We start from the raw sequence: 17,826 nt of genomic DNA, 5'->3' as shown, positions 1-17,826 counted from the left end.
TGGAATTGGTGTAAAAGCCGGCATATTGTAACAGCCCTTATTGCGACGCAATATGTAATAAAAGCGAATGAACTAGCCATATAAGGAGTGAAAAGAGATTTTTTTTGTAAATTGTTCGTTTCGCTAATAGCAATGTTCTGAAATCAGTGTACAGAGATTGATGACAAATTGGTTGTTGACTGGCATCAATGATGTCAGGGTTCGACTTTCATCTTTTGATTAATATTTTTAGCCAATAACAAATGAGGCCACATCGTTGGCCGCTGGACACGCTAAGGAATTTATATGCATCACTCAGTTCGCTTACTTCGTCGCACGTTGGGCGTCACGACCGCTACGCTTGCCCTTGCCGCGGCTGCAATGACAGCCCATGCAGAAACACGAGTTACCTATAAATCAGCATCGGCGGGAACCGCCTATTACCAGATGGGCGTTGAGCTCTCTGAAGCAGTCCGTCAGGGCACTGACGATGCCATTATCCTGACGTTGGAGGAGAGCCAGGGCTCGGTGCAGAACGTGATGGAGGTGATGGCTCGGCAAGGTAACTATGTATTTACGACGCCACCAGCCTTAGTTGAGCAAGCCATGGCAGGGGAAGGACCCTTCGCTGAGCGTCAAAATCCTCGCTTTCAAGAAATTCGCGGTCTGTTTCCTATTCCTTCTATCACCATGCATTTTGTGATTGCAGGCGATGGCGGCGTGACTGATATGGCTGCGCTGGAAGGTAAGCATATCTTAGTTGGTCGCGGCACCTTTGGCGCTCGGGAAGCCACTCGGTATCTGGCGTTGTTTGGGCTGGAAGAAAAAGTGCGTATTGCTGATGCTTCCATTGGGAGCGGGCCGGATGCATTAAAAAACGGCCAGATTGATGCCTTCGTGACAGCTAGTTCTTTCCCAACACCTAACGTTATTGAAACCGCTGCCAGCATGCCAATCACCCTGGTCAGCTTTAGTGATGAGCAGATAGCGCAAACAGGTGCTGCTCGCCAGACGATTCCCGGCGGTACGTACCCAGGTGTGGATCAGGATGTACAGACCACGTCACTGCCTGTTATTGCTTATACAACCACGCAAATGGATGACGATACCGCATATACCTTAACCAAAACTTTCTGGGAGCGTCGCGATTCCATGGCCGAAGAAGCGGCTTGGTGGAGCAGTATCACGCCGGATATGCTGAGTAATATGACGGGTACACTGCACCCAGGTGCGCTGCGTTATTATGAAGAAGCGGGAGTCGATGTGTCTGACAGCCTTCGATAACGGCTGCATTAGCAGCGCTTTTTGGGCATTGGTGATACGCAACGGTCTATAGGCCGTTGCGTTGTTTTATAAGGATAGGCAATTCGGCATGCATGCGCTTTCTTCTTCTCAGACGGCTGATAACGCTGCACCTAATGCGGTGGCATCTCCAGGTTGGATTGCGCTAGGCGCCATTAGCGTTGGGTTTCATTTAGGGCTTATTTTTTATGGTTTAACGCCCGCCCTGGTGAGTAGGCCATTGCATATGGCGCTACTGCTACCCTGGGTATTGATTTATATGGCCAAAACCCCTTTTCAACGCATTAGCGGCTGGGGGCTAACGCTGTTGGGTGTGGCAGCATGCGGCTATATCGCGCTTAACGAAGCAACACTTGCGAGCCAGTACGGTTTTATTGATACCCATCTGCAGATGGTGATTGGTCTTTTCCTCATCATGCTGGCTTTGGAGGCAGGACGGCGTGCAATAGGCTGGCCACTGCCGTTGGTTGCGCTATTAGCACTTGTTTACGGAGCTTTCGGGCAGTATGTGCCGGGTGCGTTTGGCCACCCTGGTTTGCCGCTGCAAAGCATGGTGGGCTCACTGACGATTGCGGAAGGGGGGCTGTGGGGCTCGTTGACGGGAGTCAGTGTTGGCATCGTGGCGATATTCGTTATCTTTGGTGCAGTGCTTAATGCTGGCGAAGCTGGCCAAGGCTTCATGAATTTGGCCAGTGCGGTTGCCGGACGTTTAACCGGTGGTGCGGCTAAAGTATCGGTGATTTCGTCGGCGCTGATGGGGTCCATTTCAGGTTCAGCGTCGGCGAATGTTGCCTCGACGGGGGCAATTACGATCCCCTCCATGGTGCGTTTACGCTACCCGCGCTCCTTCGCTGGCGCGGTAGAGGCCGTGGCGTCTTCAGGCGGGCAAATAATGCCGCCGCTGATGGGAGCCGGGGCGTTCGTTATGGTTGAGTTGACCGGTACGCCTTACACTCAGATCATGGCAGCAGCGACGCTGCCTGCCGTGCTCTATTTTTTGACGGTTTGGGTGGGGATTAATGCCTACGCAACCCGTCATGACTTGCAGCCGATTGATGCCAGCGAGCAGCCAGCCGCCAAAGAAGTGCTGATCACCTCACTATTTTTTGCGGTGCCGTTTGTACTCCTGTTGGAGCGCATTTTTAACGGTGGCTACACGCCTCAATATGCAGCGAGTATCGCGATCTTCGCCGGTGCGGCACTGCTGCTGTTCGATGTCACGCTGCGCTTCTCACTAACGGGGTTTGCAAATCGCTTAGCGGATGCCGTGGTTACCGCAGGACGTCAAATTGCCACTATTGGTGCAATTATCCTTTGTGCCTCACTGGTAATTGGCGTGCTCTCGTTAACGGGCCTTGGCGTCAAGATAACGTCGGGTATCCTGTCGCTTTCTAATGACCTCCTATGGCCAGCACTACTGTTAACCGCGCTTGCTTGTCTGATTTTGGGAATGGAGGTACCAACAACAGCAGCTTATGTGATTTGTGTGTCGGTTGCGGGGCCCGCCCTTATATCACTCGGGTTAGAGCCGCTATTGGCACACCTGTTTGTGTTTTGGTATGCGCTACTTTCAACGATTACGCCGCCTGTCTGTGGCGGTGTGTTTATCGCGGCTGGCATGGTAGGTGAAAACTGGCTGAAGGTAGCGCTTAAAGCCATGGCCTTGGGGATCGGGCTGTACATTATTCCACTGGCGATGGTCGCAAACCCAGATATTATCCAACTTGCGGTTAATCCCGTTGGCGCTCTGCTTGATGGCTTAAAAATAGCCGCTGGGTTAACGGCTATCTCGTTTGGTGTCATCGCCCGTAAAGTTATTTGGCTGCGCGTCATCTTAGTGGTGGCGGGCGTTGCTATTATCTTTATCGTTTAAAAACAACGGCGACGTGGTCGGTAACGGAATGGTGGCATACACCACCCAGGTATCTAGCGCAGGCCCCAGCGACTGTACTAGCGCAAGTTGCTCAGGTGCTTGATTGACGACGTCTTCAGCGCAAATGCCTGCTTCAAAGGTACCCGCCAGCAAGCCTTCCGCCACGGCAACCGTTGTGGGTGCCTCGATAATATCGCTAAAGCAGCTCAAATCCGTGTAGTGGCGGGTGGCTGGCTGAATGGCTACGTGGCGAGGCGTAGCGATACTGCGCTGGGCAACTAACGCCAAGGGCTTGCTGCCCGCAATAAAGACATCGACGGGGTAGGCTCGGCGCATGTAGCGGCCCACGCAATCGCTATGAGAAAAGTGGGCGGTGCACTGAAGTACGTGGCTCACTCGCCCCTCAATAAGCGCTTCAAACGCCGTTTCAAACTGCTCGAAAAGATGAAGGTGGGTGGCTGGCTGGCCATGCTTTGCTAAATAGCGCAGCGCAATTAATTCATGGTTGTTGCCGCTAGGGCCGAGGGTGGCAATCTGCACAGCGAGGTCCTTAAAAATAGTCATGCTGAGTGCTAGCTAGCAACAGGCTAGCCACTTAGCAACGCGCCTTCTTAAACATATTCTTATTTTACAGACATCATCTCACCAACATGGACTTCAAACACTAGCTAGGATTACGGCGTCTGCAAGCCAATTTATTGAAGTCTTATCCACGCAAAGGAAACGACGGATAAGCGTTCAGCAGGGTGTCTAATTCATTGCACACAAAGCGCGGTTCAATCCACTGGGCTAAGTGTTCGTGAACGTAGTGAAGAAAGCGCTGTGCCGACTGCGGGAGGCGCTGGTCATTGCGCACAATAAATTGCCAATGGCTTTCAATAGGCAGTCCCTGAACGGGTAGCACCATCAGGTCAGGATGTTCATTGGGCAATACGTGCTCGGATAACACAGCAACGCCCATATTGGCCGCAACGCTTACTCGTATGGCCTCATTACTGGCCATTTGCAATGTTTTTTGCATTGTCAGGCCGTGTTCTTGAAGCCAGCTGTCTAATAGCATGCGTGTGGCAGAGCCAGGCTCACGCAACAGTAAGCGTTCACTTAATAGCTGTTCCATGGTGACGGCTGCCTGTTGGGCAAGGGGGTGGTCAGCTGCGGCAATCGCAACTAAGGGGTTGCGCATAAAGCGTGAAGCGACCGCATGAGCGAGCGCTGGTGGGTGGCTAAAGATATAAAGATCATCTTCTTGGCGCTCAAAGCGTGCCAATACTTGTCGGCGATTGCCGATATGCACGGTGACATCCACATCAGGAAACGCTTGGCTAAAAGGGCCTAACAAGCGTGGCAAAACGTACTGGGCGGTATTCACTAGGGCAATACTAAAGCGACCCTTACTACCATGCTGTAAATCATTTAACTGGTCGGAAAAGTCATCGAAGCGCCCCAGTACATCCCGACTGGCTTGATAAAGGGCTTGCCCTGTGGCGGTCATCGTTAGCCGCTGGGCATGCTGTTCTAGTAACGGGCTGCCTATTGCTTCTCTGAGTCGTTTCAACTGCTGTGACACGGTTGGCTGGGTAAGGTGAAGTTGCCTTGCGGCTTCGCTGATCGAGCCATACCTAACGACGGTCACGTATACCTGCAGTAACCTAAAGGTCAGATGGCGAATATTCATAGCAATCGAAGCTCCTAGAGTTAATAAATTTTACTGATAGATAATTATCTATGGTTTTCTTTCAATATATTATTAGTTATCTACTGGCATCGCTCGCAAAATGCAGCCTCTTTTGAGCCTAAGGAGCAATGGTGATGCCAGATATCGTGGTGATGTTTTTTTTGTTGGGGTTAGTCGCGGGAGCGGTGAAATCGGATCTTCAAGTTCCTAAAGCCACTTACGACACCCTAAGCCTGTTACTGATGCTCACCATTGGCTTGAAAGGGGGAATGGCGCTGCATGGCAATATTCATTGGGGGTTGGTTCCAGAGCTTGCTGGCGTAGCACTGCTATCAGCGTTTATTCCGCTGATGTTGCTGCCTGTTTTGCGCCACTGGGTGCGCCTTTCCGCTGCCGACAGCGCTAGCATTGCCGCCCATTATGGCTCGGTTAGTGCGGGTACGTTTGCGGTTGCGCTGGCTTATGTCGAAGCACGCCAGTTAGCGGTAGGTAGTGAAGTGACGCTCTACTTAGTTGCTATGGAGCTGCCAGCGATTATGGTCGCGATTGCTCTGTTTAGACGCTATCAAGGCGCTGCTGTTAAAGAGAGTGCCAGCAAGCTGTGGCATGAAACCCTAACCAACCGAGGCGTTATTCTGTTGGCTGGTGGGGTCGTGATTGGCACGCTATACGGCCCGTTTCAAGGGGAAGAAGTCACCACACTGTTTACCGGGGCTTTCAAAGGCGTACTGGCGTTGTTCTTGTTAGAAATGGGGTTAACCGCGGCGCAAACGCTGCGCCCAATGCCCTGGCATCATTGGCGCTTAGTGACCTTTGCTCTGGTCACGCCCTTGTTGCTGTCGTTGCTGGGGATTCTAGTGGGCGCGCTAGTTGGGTTGCCGGTGGGTTCTGTGGTGATTCTAGCGGCGTTAGCTGCGAGTGCCTCCTACATCGCTGCACCCGCTGCGATGCGTGCTGCTATTCCGCAAGCTAATATTGGTTTAGCCATGCTCGCATCACTTGGCATTACGTTCCCACTTAACGTAATGCTTGGTATTCCGCTTTACCATAAGCTGATTGAACGTTTGATTAGCTGATAACGGGGTCGTGCTATCACGTCGATTTGATCAACTCTTATGGTATATCTTTTGGTTATTAGAGTGCTTTACCTATGTTTCAACTGCTTATTAAAACTATTTAATTAAAAGGGATGGTTTAAGTGGGCTTTTTTAGATTGCGCAGAGGGTTTTTTAGATTACTCAGAGGGTAGTTGTCTACATTAATTAAAAAAAGTTACCTATCGAATCTCGTGTATTTCCCCTGAATGCAGCATGAAAAGCCGAGGAATAGACACGTTAAATTATCGTTACCCTCGTATTCTTTTGTTACAGGGACGTAATCGCAATATCGTTAAAGTGTTGAAAGCGCGATGACGCATTGTGATTAATTAGCTGATATAGATAAAAGGGCAGGGTAGTAGAACCCTAGAAAGGATGTCTACTGCTAATGTCTTAGATGATAAATCTAAGAAACTCTTGTTGAACGACAATAATTGCTGCTGATAAACCAATCAAAAGCTCAATAATAACGAGGTCTATAAGATGGAAGAAAAACCAAAAAGGGTCCGTCAAAAACCCAGTCTCGGGCTTGCCCTTGTGCCCGTTGTGCTGACACTGATCGCCATTGGGGTGCAGATTTTCTATTTTGGCGACTTTACCCCGCATATTCCGCTGGCCATTGGCTTGGCAATAACCTCACTAGTGGGTGTTAAGCTTGGTTTTCGGTGGAAACGTATTGAAGATGGGGCATTCCACGTTATCAACGTGTCGCTGCCATCGGTTTCGGTGTTGATCTTAGTGGGCATGATTATTGGCGTCTGGATTGCCAGCGGTACCGTGCCCAGTCTGATCTATTACGGCCTACTTATTTTATCTCCTGCTTTCTTCCTTGCTGCGGCAATGTTGATCTGTGCGGTGGTCTCCGTTTCTTTGGGGACTTCCTGGGGTACCGTTGGTACGGTAGGGTTGGCGCTGGTTGGTATCGGTGCTGGGTTTGAAATACCAATTTACTGGACGGCAGGCGCGGTGGTTTCCGGTGCATTCTTTGGCGACAAGGTGTCTCCGCTTTCCGACACCACTAACCTGGCAGCGGCGGTTACTGGCAACGATGTGTTCTCGCATATCAAAAACATGATGCCAACGACGATTCCGGCCATGTTGATCGCATTAGTCATCTATCTGGTGGTGGGCTTCACCATGATCGATGATCAAGCGGCCTCCTTTGAGCGTATTGACGCCATCACTGCGTCACTAGACGAACACTTTACTATTTCTGTCTGGTTGCTGTTGCCAGCGCTGCTGGTTATTGGCTTGGCCGTTAAGAAAATGCCGCCGATTCCTTCTCTGTTCGCTGGCGTAATGGCGGGTGCGGTCACCGCCATGGCGGTTCAGGGTGTTGGCCTGCACGATATCGTCACTTACGCTAACTATGGTTACTCCATTGAAACAGGCGTGGAAGCCATGGACAGCCTGCTGAACCGCGGCGGTATCCAGTCAATGATGTGGACTATTTCGTTGATCCTGATCGCCCTGGGCTTCGGTGGAGCGTTGGAGAAAACAGGCTGCCTGGAGACCATCATTAAAGCCATTATGGCCAAGGTGCGCTCGTTCAAAGGTGTTCAAACGTCTGCGATTGCTACCTCCTTTGCCACTAACCTGGTGGCGGGTGACCCCTACCTATCCGTCGCGTTACCAGGCCGTATGTATGCACCAACCTACCGTGGTTTGGGCTACTCGACGCTTAACCTGTCGCGTGGTGTTGAAGAGGGTGGAACGTTGATGTCACCGCTCATTCCCTGGAACGCAGGTGGTGCCTTCGTTATTAGCGTATTAGGGCTGGGTATTGGTGAAGGTAACGTTGAGAACCTGCTATATATTCCGCTGGCCTTTGCCTGCTGGTTGTCGCCGTTGATCGGTATTATCTACGCGCAGACGGGTTTGTTCTCGCCTAAAGCGACCGATGAAGAGCGTGCGCTGTGGGATAAGCAGGGAGAAGCAATTGCATCTACCGAAGCATTGGGTGCTGCTGCGGGCGCAGCTGTTACTAGCCCGACGCCTGCTCCTAGCTCAAGTTGATCGCCATTAACCGTTAATAGCTTTACCGATGAGACAGCACCCCGACCTGTGAAAGGCGGGGTGCTTGTCTTTATAACGTTAGGCATTTTCTTAAGCTTTATGCCAGGCAACTGAAGCGCTATTGGCTTAGGTTTAGCAAGCATGGCTAAGGAAAATCAGGAGGATACTAATGACTACAACGCATCCAACCGTGGTAATCGGTGGTGGAATCGTTGGTATTTGCTGTGCACTATATCTGCGGAAAGAGGGGCTCGATGTAACGCTTGTAGAGCCTGCTAAGGCTGGCGATAGTACGGCTAAGTGGAGCTGCGGGCAGATCGCGGTTAGTGAAATTATTCCACAGTCCAAGCCGGGCATTATTAAAAAAGTGCCTGGATGGCTGCTGGATCAAAGGGGGCCGCTTGCACTTCGGCCATCCGCATTACCTGGGCTGCTGCCTTGGATGCTGCGCTTCATCACCCACGCGCGGCGATCGCGTATCGACACTATCGCCCACGAGTTAGCATCGTTAACACGCTGTTCCTTTCAGGATTATGCACCCTTGCTGGCGAAGTGCCGTCGTGATGATCTGATTGGCCATCAACCAACGCTCGAGCTGTTTGATGATGCAGCTGGTCTAGCCCATGAACAAACTTACGTGGAGCTACGCCGCTCGCTAGGATTCGTCTCCGAAACCCTCAATGCTGAACAGATTGCAGCCATGGAGCCTGCGTTGGCGGGTCGCTTTTCTCACGGTTTGTTGTTGTCGGATTGGCGCACAGTGTGTGATACCGAAGCCTTCCTGACCGAGCTCACCCACAGTTTTGTAGAGCAGGGCGGCAACGTTGTTCAGGGTAGCGTGGCTCGCATTGAGAGTCAGGGGCGTCGTGCTATTGGTGTGACATTGGCCACGGGTGAGATGCAGCCAGCCGAGCAGGTGGTCGTCGCCGCCGGTAACGGCAGTTCGGCATTTTTTGAAACATTGGGCATTAAGGTGCCGTTGATTAAAGTCGGTGGCTATCAGGTATTGCTGCCCAATCCCGGCGTCGATTTAACCCACGCCACTTTTTATGCAGACGGTGGTTTTGGTCTGATTCCTATGGAACGAGGGCTGCAGATCGGCGGCACCATCGAGTTTGCTGGCAAGCATGCCGAACCGAATTTCAAGCGTGCGGAGATCATTCTTGAAAAAGCTAAAACGCTGCTGCCATCGCTGAATACGACAGGTATGGAATTTGGCGCTGGCTGGCGACCTTTCCTACCCGACACCAAGCCTGTGATTGATAAATCGCCATTGCTGGAAAACGTGGCGATGGCATTTGGCCATGGACAACTAGGGTTAACAGTTGGTGCCACAACAGGGCGTCTGGTGGCCGATATGCTGCAAGGGCGTGATAGCCAGTTGGATAGTCGCCCCTTTAGCGCATCGCGGTTCGCCCTGACGGGGCGTTAATTGCCGTCAAGCAATGCTGCAAGCAAGCAGGAGCGCCCGTCTCATTAATGTGCGGCGGGCTTTTTTATCGCTATTTAGTTAGGGCTTATTAGTTAGGGCTTATTAGTTAGGGCTTAGCGTACTCAGTGTTGTAATCATGTGCACGGAAGTAATCATGGTGTTGCACATGCTCTGCAAATCACGTTCGCTATGAACATATTCCGCACTTAGCTCCCAGTTTCCTGAAGGCTTTTTCCTCTGGTTCCAGTATCGCTAATACCGTGTCAGCCAGCGATCGGCACTTAATTTCGCAGCGCTTTATGACTTGTATCCCACTGGTTCACATTTTCGTAATGCATACATACAGGCATACACAGTGTGCAATGCTGCATGGGGTTATGCCTCCAAATATGGCCCCATTTTTACGAGCTTTTGTATTGGGCGGTTCGCCGCATGATTTTCTGTTTAGGCGAACCTTATTCATGCTATTTATTTTATTAAACGTAATATAGTTTAGAAAAAATGATGCTTTGGGAAGCCTAGTGGCCGTTCAAAACACTAATATGAATATGTGTTTCGACCTATGTGCCCAATTTTAAATTCCGCGCCAGATGGCCATCGGGCAGTCACTCGTTCATCGAAAGCGACAGGAGATAATTGGTTTGGCGGCCAACGGGGATGAAGCGGCTCATGGCAACGTTCCAGTAGTGGCCGTATGATGCGAGTACCTCACGACGTTATCGAAAGTCCGACAGGCTGCTAGGTCGGTATAATCGGGATTCTCTCGGTTACCGCTGTTGCGTTTGAGAGGTTTCATGTTGTTAAAACTCCTTCTCACGGTCATCCGGTTGTTGTTACTTTTCATGGTGGCAGTGGCCTTGCTGCCATTAATACCTAGCGGTCAGTGGTGGATCAGGCTATGGGATTTTCCACGATTGCAGCTAGCGGGTGCGTTGCTCTTGCCATTACTGCTGCTGGGCCTGCACGCGTGGATTAAGCGCCCACGAAAAGAGCACGCCGTGTGGGTAGTGGTGATCTTTGCGATAGGAGGATGGCACTTGTCTCACATCCTTCCGTTCACATCGGTTTGGTCGACAGAGGTGCCCAACGCTGAGATACAGCCTGGCGAAAACCAGACGACGCTAAAAGTGCTGACGGCGAATGTCACTTACACGAACGACCACTACGCAGAGGTAATGGCGATGGTTCGGCGTGAGGATCCTGATCTACTGCTGCTAATTGAAGTTGATAGCGATTGGGCCGAGGAGCTGGCACCACTTGATGAGGACTATCCCCATCGGGTGGGAGAGGTTCGCGGTGAGGGGCTTGGGATAGTGTTATGGTCACGGATTTCGTTGCTCGAGCAGAAGGTCGAGTATTTAGTCTCTGAGCGTCGGCCTTCGATTTTCGCAACGATTGACGTGCCAGGCATCGGGCCGGTGCGCTTTGTTGGCGCTCACCCAGTCCCCCCAGGGCTGCAGGAAACAACTGTTAGCAACGAGGATGAGCGTCGGGACAGTCGTGAACGCGACGCAGAGCTCATGCTTATTGCTCGCCATGTTGAAAAAGACCCGGACAACCGCTGGATCGTCACCGGTGACTTTAATGACGTTGCGTGGTCTGGTACCACTAAGCTTTTCGCTGACTTGAGCGATCTAAAAGATCCCCGCCGTGGCCGGCGATTGCTTAGCACCTACCACGCGGATTACCCATTGTGGCGTTACCCGATTGACCATCTGTTCGTTTCTGACGGCTTCCACCTTATTGATATCGACAGAGTGAAAGTGCAAGGCTCGGATCACTTCGGACTCTCTACTACGCTAGCTGTTGGACGGAAAGATCAAGGAGAGCCTGAGGCTTCAATAGAAGCGGAGAAAAAAGCCGAAGAGATGGTCGAGGAGGGTGCCGAAGACGCCGCCAAGCATGATTAGCTGGGGCAAGGTCTCCCTGTAGTTGCGACGCCATACCCCCATTGATGCCCCCATAAAGAGTGGGGTGTCAACGTAACGAGCGAGAACGCTAGACAACAAAAAAGCGCCCTGAGGCGCTTCGTTGCTGGTTTCTTGGGAGGTCTTAAGAACTCTTGAAACCTTTTGTGTGGTGGAGGCGGCGTCCACCTTCCCAACATATCATGCTATATCACTGAGTGTCTATAACCTATTGAAAGCCGCGTGGTTGCTGGCTTTGGTTATCTTATCGTGTATCGCCTAATATCACCCTATGCTATTCTTTATGGCTAATAGGTTGGCTAATGGGATGGCGTATAGGAGCAAAGGCGATGCCCAAGGTAGCGAAAGAATTAAGCGCGGCTGAAGTGAGGCGTATAGACCGCCCTGGCTTTCACCCCGTTGGGGGGGTTCCCGGCCTGCTGTTACAGGTTAGCCCCGGTGGTGGGCGCTCGTGGGTATTGCGCGTGATGGTAGGTAATCGGCGCCGTGGCTTTGGTCTGGGGAGCTTCCCCACCGTTTCCCTTGGTGATGCCCGTAATAAGGCCCGAGAATTGCGCGAAAAGCTGGCGCAAGGTATCGACCCGGTAGCAGAGCGCCAAGCCGCCCGCGCTGCGCATATTGCCGCCCAAGCCAAGCGCCTGACGTTCAGGGAAGCGGCTGAGCAGTATCACGCCACCAAAGAAAAAGAGTTCCGAAACGCCAAGCACCGCAAAGACTGGATTGGCTCGCTAAAGCGTTACGCCTTCATCCATATAGGGGAAGTGCCGGTTGGTGATGTGGAATTGCCCCACGTCCTGAAAGCGTTAGAGCCAATATGGGAAACCAAAACGGAAACAGCGACCCGCGTTCGCCAGCGTATTGAAAGCGTGCTGGCGTGGGCTGCTGTGCGTGGCTATCGCAACGGCGATAACCCGGCCCGCTGGCAAGGTAACCTTGATGCAGTGCTGGCCAAGCCCGCCAAAGTAGGGAAGGGCAAGCGACACTTTCCAGCATTGCCTTGGCAGCGCGTCCCCGAGTTCTTGCAAGACCTACGCACCCGTGAAGGCATGGGCGCCCGAGCGCTAGAGTTCGCCATCCTGACCGCCGCCCGGTCTGGTGAGATACGCGGCGCTACTTGGGAAGAAATCGACCTGAGCGCCAAGGTGTGGACTATCCCGGCTGACCGCATGAAAGCAGGCAAGCCCCACCGGATACCGCTATCACCCGCCGCCGTTACCCTGCTGGAAGCGTTGCCCCGTATGGAAGGCCAGCCATTGGTATTCCCAGCGGTGCGTGGTGGCAAAATAAGCGACGTGACCATATTGGCCACCGTGAAGCGGATGAACGCCACCAAAGAAAAAGAAGGCGGCGAACAGTACACCGACCCCAGCGATGCCCGCCCCGTAGTGCCCCATGGTTTCCGCAGTGCGTTTAAGGATTGGGCGCGTAACCGTTCAAGCTATCCTGATGAAGTCAGCGAGTTGGCGCTTGCCCACGTCAATAGCGATGCGACCCGCGCCGCCTACGCGCGTGATGAACTACTGCCCCAGCGTACCAAGCTGATGAAGGCCTGGGCTGACTACTGCGCAGAACCGGCCAAGGCTGGCGCCAGCGTGACTTCGATCCGTCAAGAGGCGCAATCGTAGCAAGTCGGGCCAAATGATGACGTGCAATATCAGATGGTGCCGGCCTCGGTTTTGCATTAGAGGTTGCCAGCCCCATAGCATATTATCGTGGATCACACGGAGTGATTTCACAGATGCTAATGAGGCATAAATGGTTTATTCAGCAACGCTTTTGAAACGTCGCCAATGGCATACCTTGAACACAGCAGCTCATTGCTTGAGCATGATGTTGAGTGAGGAAGTGACGGTTGCTCAAGTGGTCGAGCTTGCTCAGTCTGGTGACATACCAATATTTGTTGAGCTTTCAATGCCAGCATGGCGGCTGGTTGAAATTGGCACTGTGCCAGAATTCCACCTCAGCTTTTCTGTGCAAGAGCACCCGGTTCCTCACTCGCCTTTACTCGGAATGAAGGTTGATACTGCCGACACCGACTGTGTGTTGATGGGCAAATATCAGTTGCAGATACCTTCAACCTTCGCGCAAATGGGTGAATGGTATGTGAAAGACCCGGACAATGACGAAGCCTTTATTCCTGGGCACCGGTTTAGGAGTTTACCAAGTGGAAAGAGCTTTCCTGAAAGGCCGGCCAGGCCAGCGCCAGAAGAGTGGCTTTTCAAAAGAGATGACTTGGAAAGTTTCGCTTCAAAACTTCGCTCCGAAGCGGGGGAAGGAGAGAAGCAGCATCGTTCCAGTGATGAGGTGAAAGCTCTGGAAGCGCTTGGGCTTCTCACAGAAGTGATTGCCTATACTGGTACAGATAAGCATAAATATCAGTGGGGGGAGAAGCCGAATTGTACTCAGATCGCCAAGGCTATGGAAACTCAGGCTGGCAATGTTTCAGGCATGAGTGAGGAAAAGCTTAAGCGGTTGTTGGGTGAAGCATTAGCTGCTTATGCAAAAAGTTACCGGTGATTATTTAGTACATTTTACATAACTGTATTTACACCAAAATGATCGACTGAAGCTTCACGATTCACCTCGTACTCACTAAATACGAGGTGAATCATCATGACAGCCAGTACCTTCCTTACAGTTCGTCAAGTGGCAGAACGCTTGGCAATTTCAGTCCCAACCGTATGGCGCTGGTCCCGTGAGCGCTCTGACTTCCCGAAGCCAAAACGTCTTGGTCCGGCAGCTACACGCTGGCGCTTGTCAGAACTTGAGGCCTGGGAAGCAAGCCAGAACGGGAGGGCTTGCTGATGTGTACCCAAAGCACTTCTGCGCATTCAACTCCTGCGAAATTAGTACATAGCACCATTGAGGCCGCCCTGGCTGAAGCCTTGATTTCCTATGGTGTGACGCTGGTGCCCAAGGCTTCAGGGCAGTTTGAGCGATTCGATGCTCCCGATAAGTCCAAGGGTAACGGCAACGGCTGGTATCGCATCCATAGCCCCCAGGCGGCGAGCTTTGGCATCTGGCACCTGGACGTTTCCGAGGTGGTGACGCTTCACGGCGCCAGCGATCCCGAGGCCGCCGCTCAAGCCCGGTTGGACGCCATGCGAGAGCGTGACCGCCAAGACCGAGAGCGCCATCAGCAAGCGGAAATGGCCGCCGACAAGGCCCGGCACTGGTGGGCCGAGGCTGGCCCCGGTGATCCGGCCCACCCCTGGCTGGTCCGCAAACGTCTACCGCCCCACGCTTTGCGCCAGCGCGGTGAGATGCTGTTGATGCCCATGTTTTATGAGGGCGAACTGGTCAACTTGGAGCGGATCTTTCCCGACGGCAGCAAACGCACATTGAGCGGGGGCCGCGTCAAGGGCGTGGCGAGCTTGATAGGTCGTCTGGCTGGCGCTGGGCGCGTACTGGTGGCCGAGGGATGGAGTACCGCCGCTGCCTTGCATGAGGCCATGGGCACCACTGTGGTGGTGGCCCGTAATGCCGACAATCTGGCCCCGGTTGCACGGCGCCTTCGCCAACGGCTGCCGGTTGAGGTGGCCATTATCATCTGCGGCGACGATGACCGCCACCTGACGGCTCAGGGCAAGCCCAACAAGGGCAAGGTAGCCGCCCGCCATGCGGCGCTGGCCATTGGGGCCGAGCTACTGATGCCGCAATTCTGTGAGGACTGCGAGGGCTGCACCGACTTTGCCGACGTGCGCCTTTGCCGGCTGGGAGGTAGCCATGGTGAGTGAGTACCGTGACCCTGATACCTACGATGTGTTCGGTCAGTCGCCGGCACCTGAGCTGGTTCCTATCCCTACCCCTACCCGTTTGGACGTGTCCCACCTGTCCCACGTGTCCCTCCCCAGCAATGACGCGACTTCCAGCCGGGACACCACCGGGACACCATCTGACCCAGCGTGTCCCATCGCCCGCGAGGTGGACCCCAGCGAGGCCGAGCCGGTCAAGGTGAAGGAGCCTAGGCGCCCCACCTTCGTCTGCTACCTGCACCCTAGCCAGTTCGGGCCGCCGGGACTGTACTACCACGGCCAGCGCCAGCCCAAGGGCGACGGCGACCCTGTCCCTTTTGACGTGTGGATATGCAGCCCCGTCGAGTGCCAGGCCGCCACCCATGACGAGCGCGGTGACAACCATGGGCTGCTGCTGCGTTTTAAATCGCCCTATGGGCCGTGGCGCCAATGGGCGATGCCGTTGCGGCTGCTGAAGGGCAGCGGTGAAGAGATGCGTGGTGAGTTACTGGACATGGGCGTTCGGATCAATCCCGACGGCTTTAAGCCGCTGCACCGTTGGGCGTCCCAATGTCGGCCCGAGGAGGTGGTGGTGGCCGCAACCCGTGTGGGCTGGCACCGCATCGAAGAGGCGTTAGCGTTTGTCATGCCCCGGCGCACCATCGCCCAGGGAGATCTGGCGCGTCGAATCACTTTCCAGAGCGAAGTGGCCGGTCAGGACGAGTACGCCACCGCCGGTAGCCTGGAGAGCTGGCGCCAGCATATCGGCGTTCTATGCAGCGGTAACCCGCTGATGGTGCTGGCCGTATCCACAGCCCTGGCCGGACCGCTGCTTCACCTGTGCCACCGGCAGACGGCAGGCATCCATCTGGTAGGCGATAGTTCCAATGGCAAAACCACACTGCTGGAGGTCGCGGCGAGCGTTTGGGGTGGTACCGACTTTAAGCGCACCTGGCGCGCTACTGGCAATGGGCTGGAGGGCGTGGCCGCCGCTCTGAGCGATACGGCGCTTATACTAGACGAGATAGGCGAGGCCGACGGCCGGGAGATTGGCGCCACTGTCTACGCTTTGGGCAATGGCACCGGTAAGGCGCGCGCCAGTCGCAACGGCAGCGCCAGGCGACCCCAACGCTGGCGCATCGCCGTACTGAGCAGCGGCGAACGTACCCTGGCCGCCCACATGGCAGAGGCCGGAAAGCGTCCCCATGCCGGGCAGGCGGTCCGGCTGCTGGATATACCCTCCAAGCGAGCGTACGGCGCCTTCGACCATCTGCATCACTTAGACGATGGGCGCGCCTTCTCAGATCACCTTAAAAGCGAGGTGACGCGCCACCATGGCTACCTTGGGCCGATGTTCATCGAGCGGTTGGTGGCCGAGGAGCGCGATCTGGCTGCTGAGGTAGATCGCTTCGCCCAGATAGATGGCTTCGCCACGTCCCGCCCGCTGCAAGGCCGGGCCGCCAAGGTGCTGGCGCTGATCGGCGTGGCCGGCGAGCTGGCTACTGAGTATGGGCTTACGGGCTGGAAAGAAGGCGAGGCCATGGGCGCCGCTATCGAGGCATTCCATGCATGGGCCGCTGGGCAGGGCGGTGTTAGGTCTGAGCATGAGCAGATACTGGCCAGCGTGGCCGGCTTCATCGAACGACACGGCGATGCCCGTTTCAGCAGTGTCGAGGGAGATCCGGCCCGTACCCCCATGGTACGCGACCGGGCCGGCTGGTGGCGCGATGGTGCCGAGGGCCGCACTTACCTATTCAACGGTGAAGGGTTGACCGAGGCGCTGGGCGGCTTCGACGTGAAGCGAGGCACTGAGGCCCTGGAGGTGGCCGGCTGGCTAGTCGAACGTGATGCAGGGGCGCGTTCCGTCCGCGTGCGGATTAACGGCAGCCGTCGCCGCGTCTATGCGATCCGCCCGGCTGAGGGCGAGGAGGGCGCGGCATGAGCCTAGCCGACGTTTACCGTGCCTTCGCTGGGACACATCAGGACACCACTTGTCCCGCATCTGTCCCGGCGCAAACCGGCATGGTTGAGCCGTCTGGACATGTGGGACATCACAAAAGGCAGGAAGTGCAAGACAAGGCAGGGCCGGCGCATGAGGTCGAGACGCTGTTGGCTGCCCTGGCGGATGCAGGCCGCGATCTTGGGCCGGACCTGAAGCGCCAGCTACAACAGCGGCTGGCGCCCCTGAGCAGGCAGATACGGGCCGAGCTGGTGGCCGTGATAGACGACGCTTTCGAGGTGGCGCCCAATGTTGGGGCCGCCCGCCGGCAGGCCCATCACTTGCTAAACAATGCTAAGGCGCTGGAGGCTGCCAAGGTGGTTTGGCCGGCCTACCCTGAGCAATCAACCGGCCTCTGCGGGCAGCGCGGCGCCTTTAGCGGGGCGCGTTGAGCCCCTGGCCCCATGGCTGGCGCATATTGCGCGCGACTGCGAGCTGGTGCCGGATGACCGCCGCTACTTGCTGCACCACCTGGCTACCCGGCCCGAAGCTGAGGCCATGCGCCTGGCCCATCGCTACGTTGAGACGTAGGCCGCTGCCGAGCCCCACCGCCGCGCCAATGCCAGCCGGCGGGCCGCTAAAGCCTTCCTGAGATGTGCGACAACATGAGGAGACGTTACCCCAAGCCCAGATAGGCCACACGGGACTTAACGGCAGTAAGCGGCCAGGCCTTCTAACTCCACTGTCCACGTGCAATATCGGATTCTGCTATACCGAGATGCCCGGCAGCGGCTCAGCTAACAAACTGGCCTGGATGGAGCGAAAAGAGGTGCTAGTGCGGGATGATGCTT

16 protein-coding genes are annotated in these 17,826 nt (G+C 54.7%); 12 read left to right on the top strand and 4 right to left on the bottom strand.

Features of this window, described 5'->3' with window-relative positions:
* Positions 1–285: 285 nt before the first annotated feature.
* Together ELY33_RS08575 and ELY33_RS08570 are read left to right on the top strand one after the other, a co-directional pair.
* Positions 286–1,263 (top strand): TAXI family TRAP transporter solute-binding subunit, encoded by a 978-nt coding sequence (locus tag ELY33_RS08575; protein ID WP_126946768.1) that lies wholly within the window; start codon positions 286–288, stop codon positions 1,261–1,263.
* 88 nt (positions 1,264–1,351) lie between these two features.
* The gene (locus ELY33_RS08570; RefSeq protein WP_126946765.1) at positions 1,352–3,154 is read left to right on the top strand and encodes a TRAP transporter permease; all 1,803 of its coding nucleotides are present in this window, start codon (positions 1,352–1,354) and stop codon (positions 3,152–3,154) included.
* On the opposite strand, the gene ELY33_RS08565 is transcribed toward ELY33_RS08570, so the two are convergent.
* Positions 3,116–3,694 (bottom strand): hypothetical protein, encoded by a 579-nt coding sequence (locus tag ELY33_RS08565; RefSeq protein ID WP_126946762.1) that lies wholly within the window; start codon positions 3,692–3,694, stop codon positions 3,116–3,118. The two genes, ELY33_RS08570 and ELY33_RS08565, sit on opposite strands and share 39 nt — an antisense overlap.
* Positions 3,695–3,860: 166 nt before the next feature.
* On the bottom strand, positions 3,861–4,829 hold the full coding sequence (locus ELY33_RS08560; protein WP_126946759.1) for a LysR family transcriptional regulator: 969 nt from the start codon (positions 4,827–4,829) through the stop codon (positions 3,861–3,863).
* A 134-nt stretch (positions 4,830–4,963) separates the two neighbouring features.
* Between ELY33_RS08560 and ELY33_RS08555 the strand changes: the two genes are divergently transcribed.
* The 3 genes from ELY33_RS08555 (at position 4,964) to ELY33_RS08545 (ending at position 9,374) form a co-directional block, all read left to right on the top strand.
* Positions 4,964–5,905, top strand: a complete 942-nt coding sequence (locus tag ELY33_RS08555; protein ID WP_126946756.1) for a sodium-dependent bicarbonate transport family permease — start codon at positions 4,964–4,966, stop codon at positions 5,903–5,905.
* Positions 5,906–6,409: 504 nt separating this feature from the next.
* Positions 6,410–7,942, top strand: coding sequence for a Na+/H+ antiporter NhaC (gene nhaC, locus ELY33_RS08550; protein WP_126946753.1), 1,533 nt, complete (start codon positions 6,410–6,412; stop codon positions 7,940–7,942).
* A gap of 169 nt (positions 7,943–8,111) precedes the next feature.
* Positions 8,112–9,374 carry an NAD(P)/FAD-dependent oxidoreductase gene (locus ELY33_RS08545; protein ID WP_126946750.1) on the top strand — a complete coding sequence of 421 codons (1,263 nt, stop codon included), beginning with the start codon at positions 8,112–8,114 and terminating at the stop codon, positions 9,372–9,374.
* Positions 9,375–10,041: 667 nt separating this feature from the next.
* On the opposite strand, the gene ELY33_RS18235 is transcribed toward ELY33_RS08545, so the two are convergent.
* Positions 10,042–10,170 (bottom strand): hypothetical protein, encoded by a 129-nt coding sequence (locus ELY33_RS18235; RefSeq protein ID WP_279629877.1) that lies wholly within the window; start codon positions 10,168–10,170, stop codon positions 10,042–10,044.
* Here ELY33_RS18235 and ELY33_RS08540 point away from each other — a divergent pair.
* The 7 genes from ELY33_RS08540 to ELY33_RS08510 all read left to right on the top strand — a co-directional run bounded on the left by ELY33_RS08540 (position 10,169) and on the right by ELY33_RS08510 (position 17,427).
* Complete coding sequence (locus tag ELY33_RS08540; protein WP_126946747.1) at positions 10,169–11,284, top strand: endonuclease/exonuclease/phosphatase family protein; 1,116 nt, start codon at positions 10,169–10,171, stop codon at positions 11,282–11,284. The two genes, ELY33_RS18235 and ELY33_RS08540, sit on opposite strands and share 2 nt — an antisense overlap.
* A 347-nt stretch (positions 11,285–11,631) precedes the next feature.
* On the top strand, positions 11,632–12,927 hold the full coding sequence (locus ELY33_RS08535) for a tyrosine-type recombinase/integrase (protein WP_126946744.1): 1,296 nt from the start codon (positions 11,632–11,634) through the stop codon (positions 12,925–12,927).
* A gap of 130 nt (positions 12,928–13,057) precedes the next feature.
* Positions 13,058–13,819, top strand: a complete 762-nt coding sequence (locus ELY33_RS08530) for a hypothetical protein (RefSeq protein ID WP_126946742.1) — start codon at positions 13,058–13,060, stop codon at positions 13,817–13,819.
* 96 nt (positions 13,820–13,915) lie between these two features.
* Positions 13,916–14,107, top strand: coding sequence for a helix-turn-helix transcriptional regulator (locus ELY33_RS08525; protein WP_126946739.1), 192 nt, complete (start codon positions 13,916–13,918; stop codon positions 14,105–14,107).
* Positions 14,107–15,039 (top strand): toprim domain-containing protein, encoded by a 933-nt coding sequence (locus ELY33_RS08520; RefSeq protein WP_126946736.1) that lies wholly within the window; start codon positions 14,107–14,109, stop codon positions 15,037–15,039. Before ELY33_RS08525 ends, ELY33_RS08520 begins: the two co-directional genes overlap by 1 nt.
* Positions 15,029–16,978, top strand: coding sequence for a DUF927 domain-containing protein (locus ELY33_RS08515; RefSeq protein ID WP_126946733.1), 1,950 nt, complete (start codon positions 15,029–15,031; stop codon positions 16,976–16,978). Before ELY33_RS08520 ends, ELY33_RS08515 begins: the two co-directional genes overlap by 11 nt.
* On the top strand, positions 16,975–17,427 hold the full coding sequence (locus ELY33_RS08510; protein WP_126946730.1) for a hypothetical protein: 453 nt from the start codon (positions 16,975–16,977) through the stop codon (positions 17,425–17,427). Before ELY33_RS08515 ends, ELY33_RS08510 begins: the two co-directional genes overlap by 4 nt.
* Here the strand turns inward: ELY33_RS08510 and ELY33_RS08505 are convergent.
* A complete protein-coding gene (locus ELY33_RS08505) occupies positions 17,411–17,677 on the bottom strand; it encodes a hypothetical protein (protein ID WP_126946727.1) in 267 nt (88 codons plus the stop codon). The genes ELY33_RS08510 and ELY33_RS08505 overlap by 17 nt on opposite strands.
* Positions 17,678–17,826 lie beyond the last annotated feature (149 nt).

It is taken from the genome of Vreelandella andesensis (assembly GCF_003989795.1).
In the GTDB taxonomy this organism is placed as follows: domain Bacteria; phylum Pseudomonadota; class Gammaproteobacteria; order Pseudomonadales; family Halomonadaceae; genus Vreelandella; species Vreelandella andesensis.
This window is presented reverse-complemented; position numbering and strand designations above follow the sequence as displayed.

Coding starts and splice junctions, on each gene's coding strand:
- nhaC (WP_126946753.1), top strand. CDS start 6,410: ATGGAAGAAAAACCAAAAAGGGTCCGTCAAAAACCCAGTCTCGGGCTT.
- ELY33_RS08520 (WP_126946736.1), top strand. CDS start 14,107: ATGTGTACCCAAAGCACTTCTGCGCATTCAACTCCTGCGAAATTAGTA.
- ELY33_RS18235 (WP_279629877.1), bottom strand. CDS start 10,170: ATGAAACCTCTCAAACGCAACAGCGGTAACCGAGAGAATCCCGATTAT.
- ELY33_RS08510 (WP_126946730.1), top strand. CDS start 16,975: ATGAGCCTAGCCGACGTTTACCGTGCCTTCGCTGGGACACATCAGGAC.
- ELY33_RS08530 (WP_126946742.1), top strand. CDS start 13,058: ATGGTTTATTCAGCAACGCTTTTGAAACGTCGCCAATGGCATACCTTG.
- ELY33_RS08575 (WP_126946768.1), top strand. CDS start 286: ATGCATCACTCAGTTCGCTTACTTCGTCGCACGTTGGGCGTCACGACC.
- ELY33_RS08525 (WP_126946739.1), top strand. CDS start 13,916: ATGACAGCCAGTACCTTCCTTACAGTTCGTCAAGTGGCAGAACGCTTG.
- ELY33_RS08535 (WP_126946744.1), top strand. CDS start 11,632: ATGCCCAAGGTAGCGAAAGAATTAAGCGCGGCTGAAGTGAGGCGTATA.
- ELY33_RS08555 (WP_126946756.1), top strand. CDS start 4,964: ATGCCAGATATCGTGGTGATGTTTTTTTTGTTGGGGTTAGTCGCGGGA.
- ELY33_RS08540 (WP_126946747.1), top strand. CDS start 10,169: ATGTTGTTAAAACTCCTTCTCACGGTCATCCGGTTGTTGTTACTTTTC.
- ELY33_RS08560 (WP_126946759.1), bottom strand. CDS start 4,829: ATGAATATTCGCCATCTGACCTTTAGGTTACTGCAGGTATACGTGACC.
- ELY33_RS08515 (WP_126946733.1), top strand. CDS start 15,029: ATGGTGAGTGAGTACCGTGACCCTGATACCTACGATGTGTTCGGTCAG.
- ELY33_RS08570 (WP_126946765.1), top strand. CDS start 1,352: ATGCATGCGCTTTCTTCTTCTCAGACGGCTGATAACGCTGCACCTAAT.
- ELY33_RS08545 (WP_126946750.1), top strand. CDS start 8,112: ATGACTACAACGCATCCAACCGTGGTAATCGGTGGTGGAATCGTTGGT.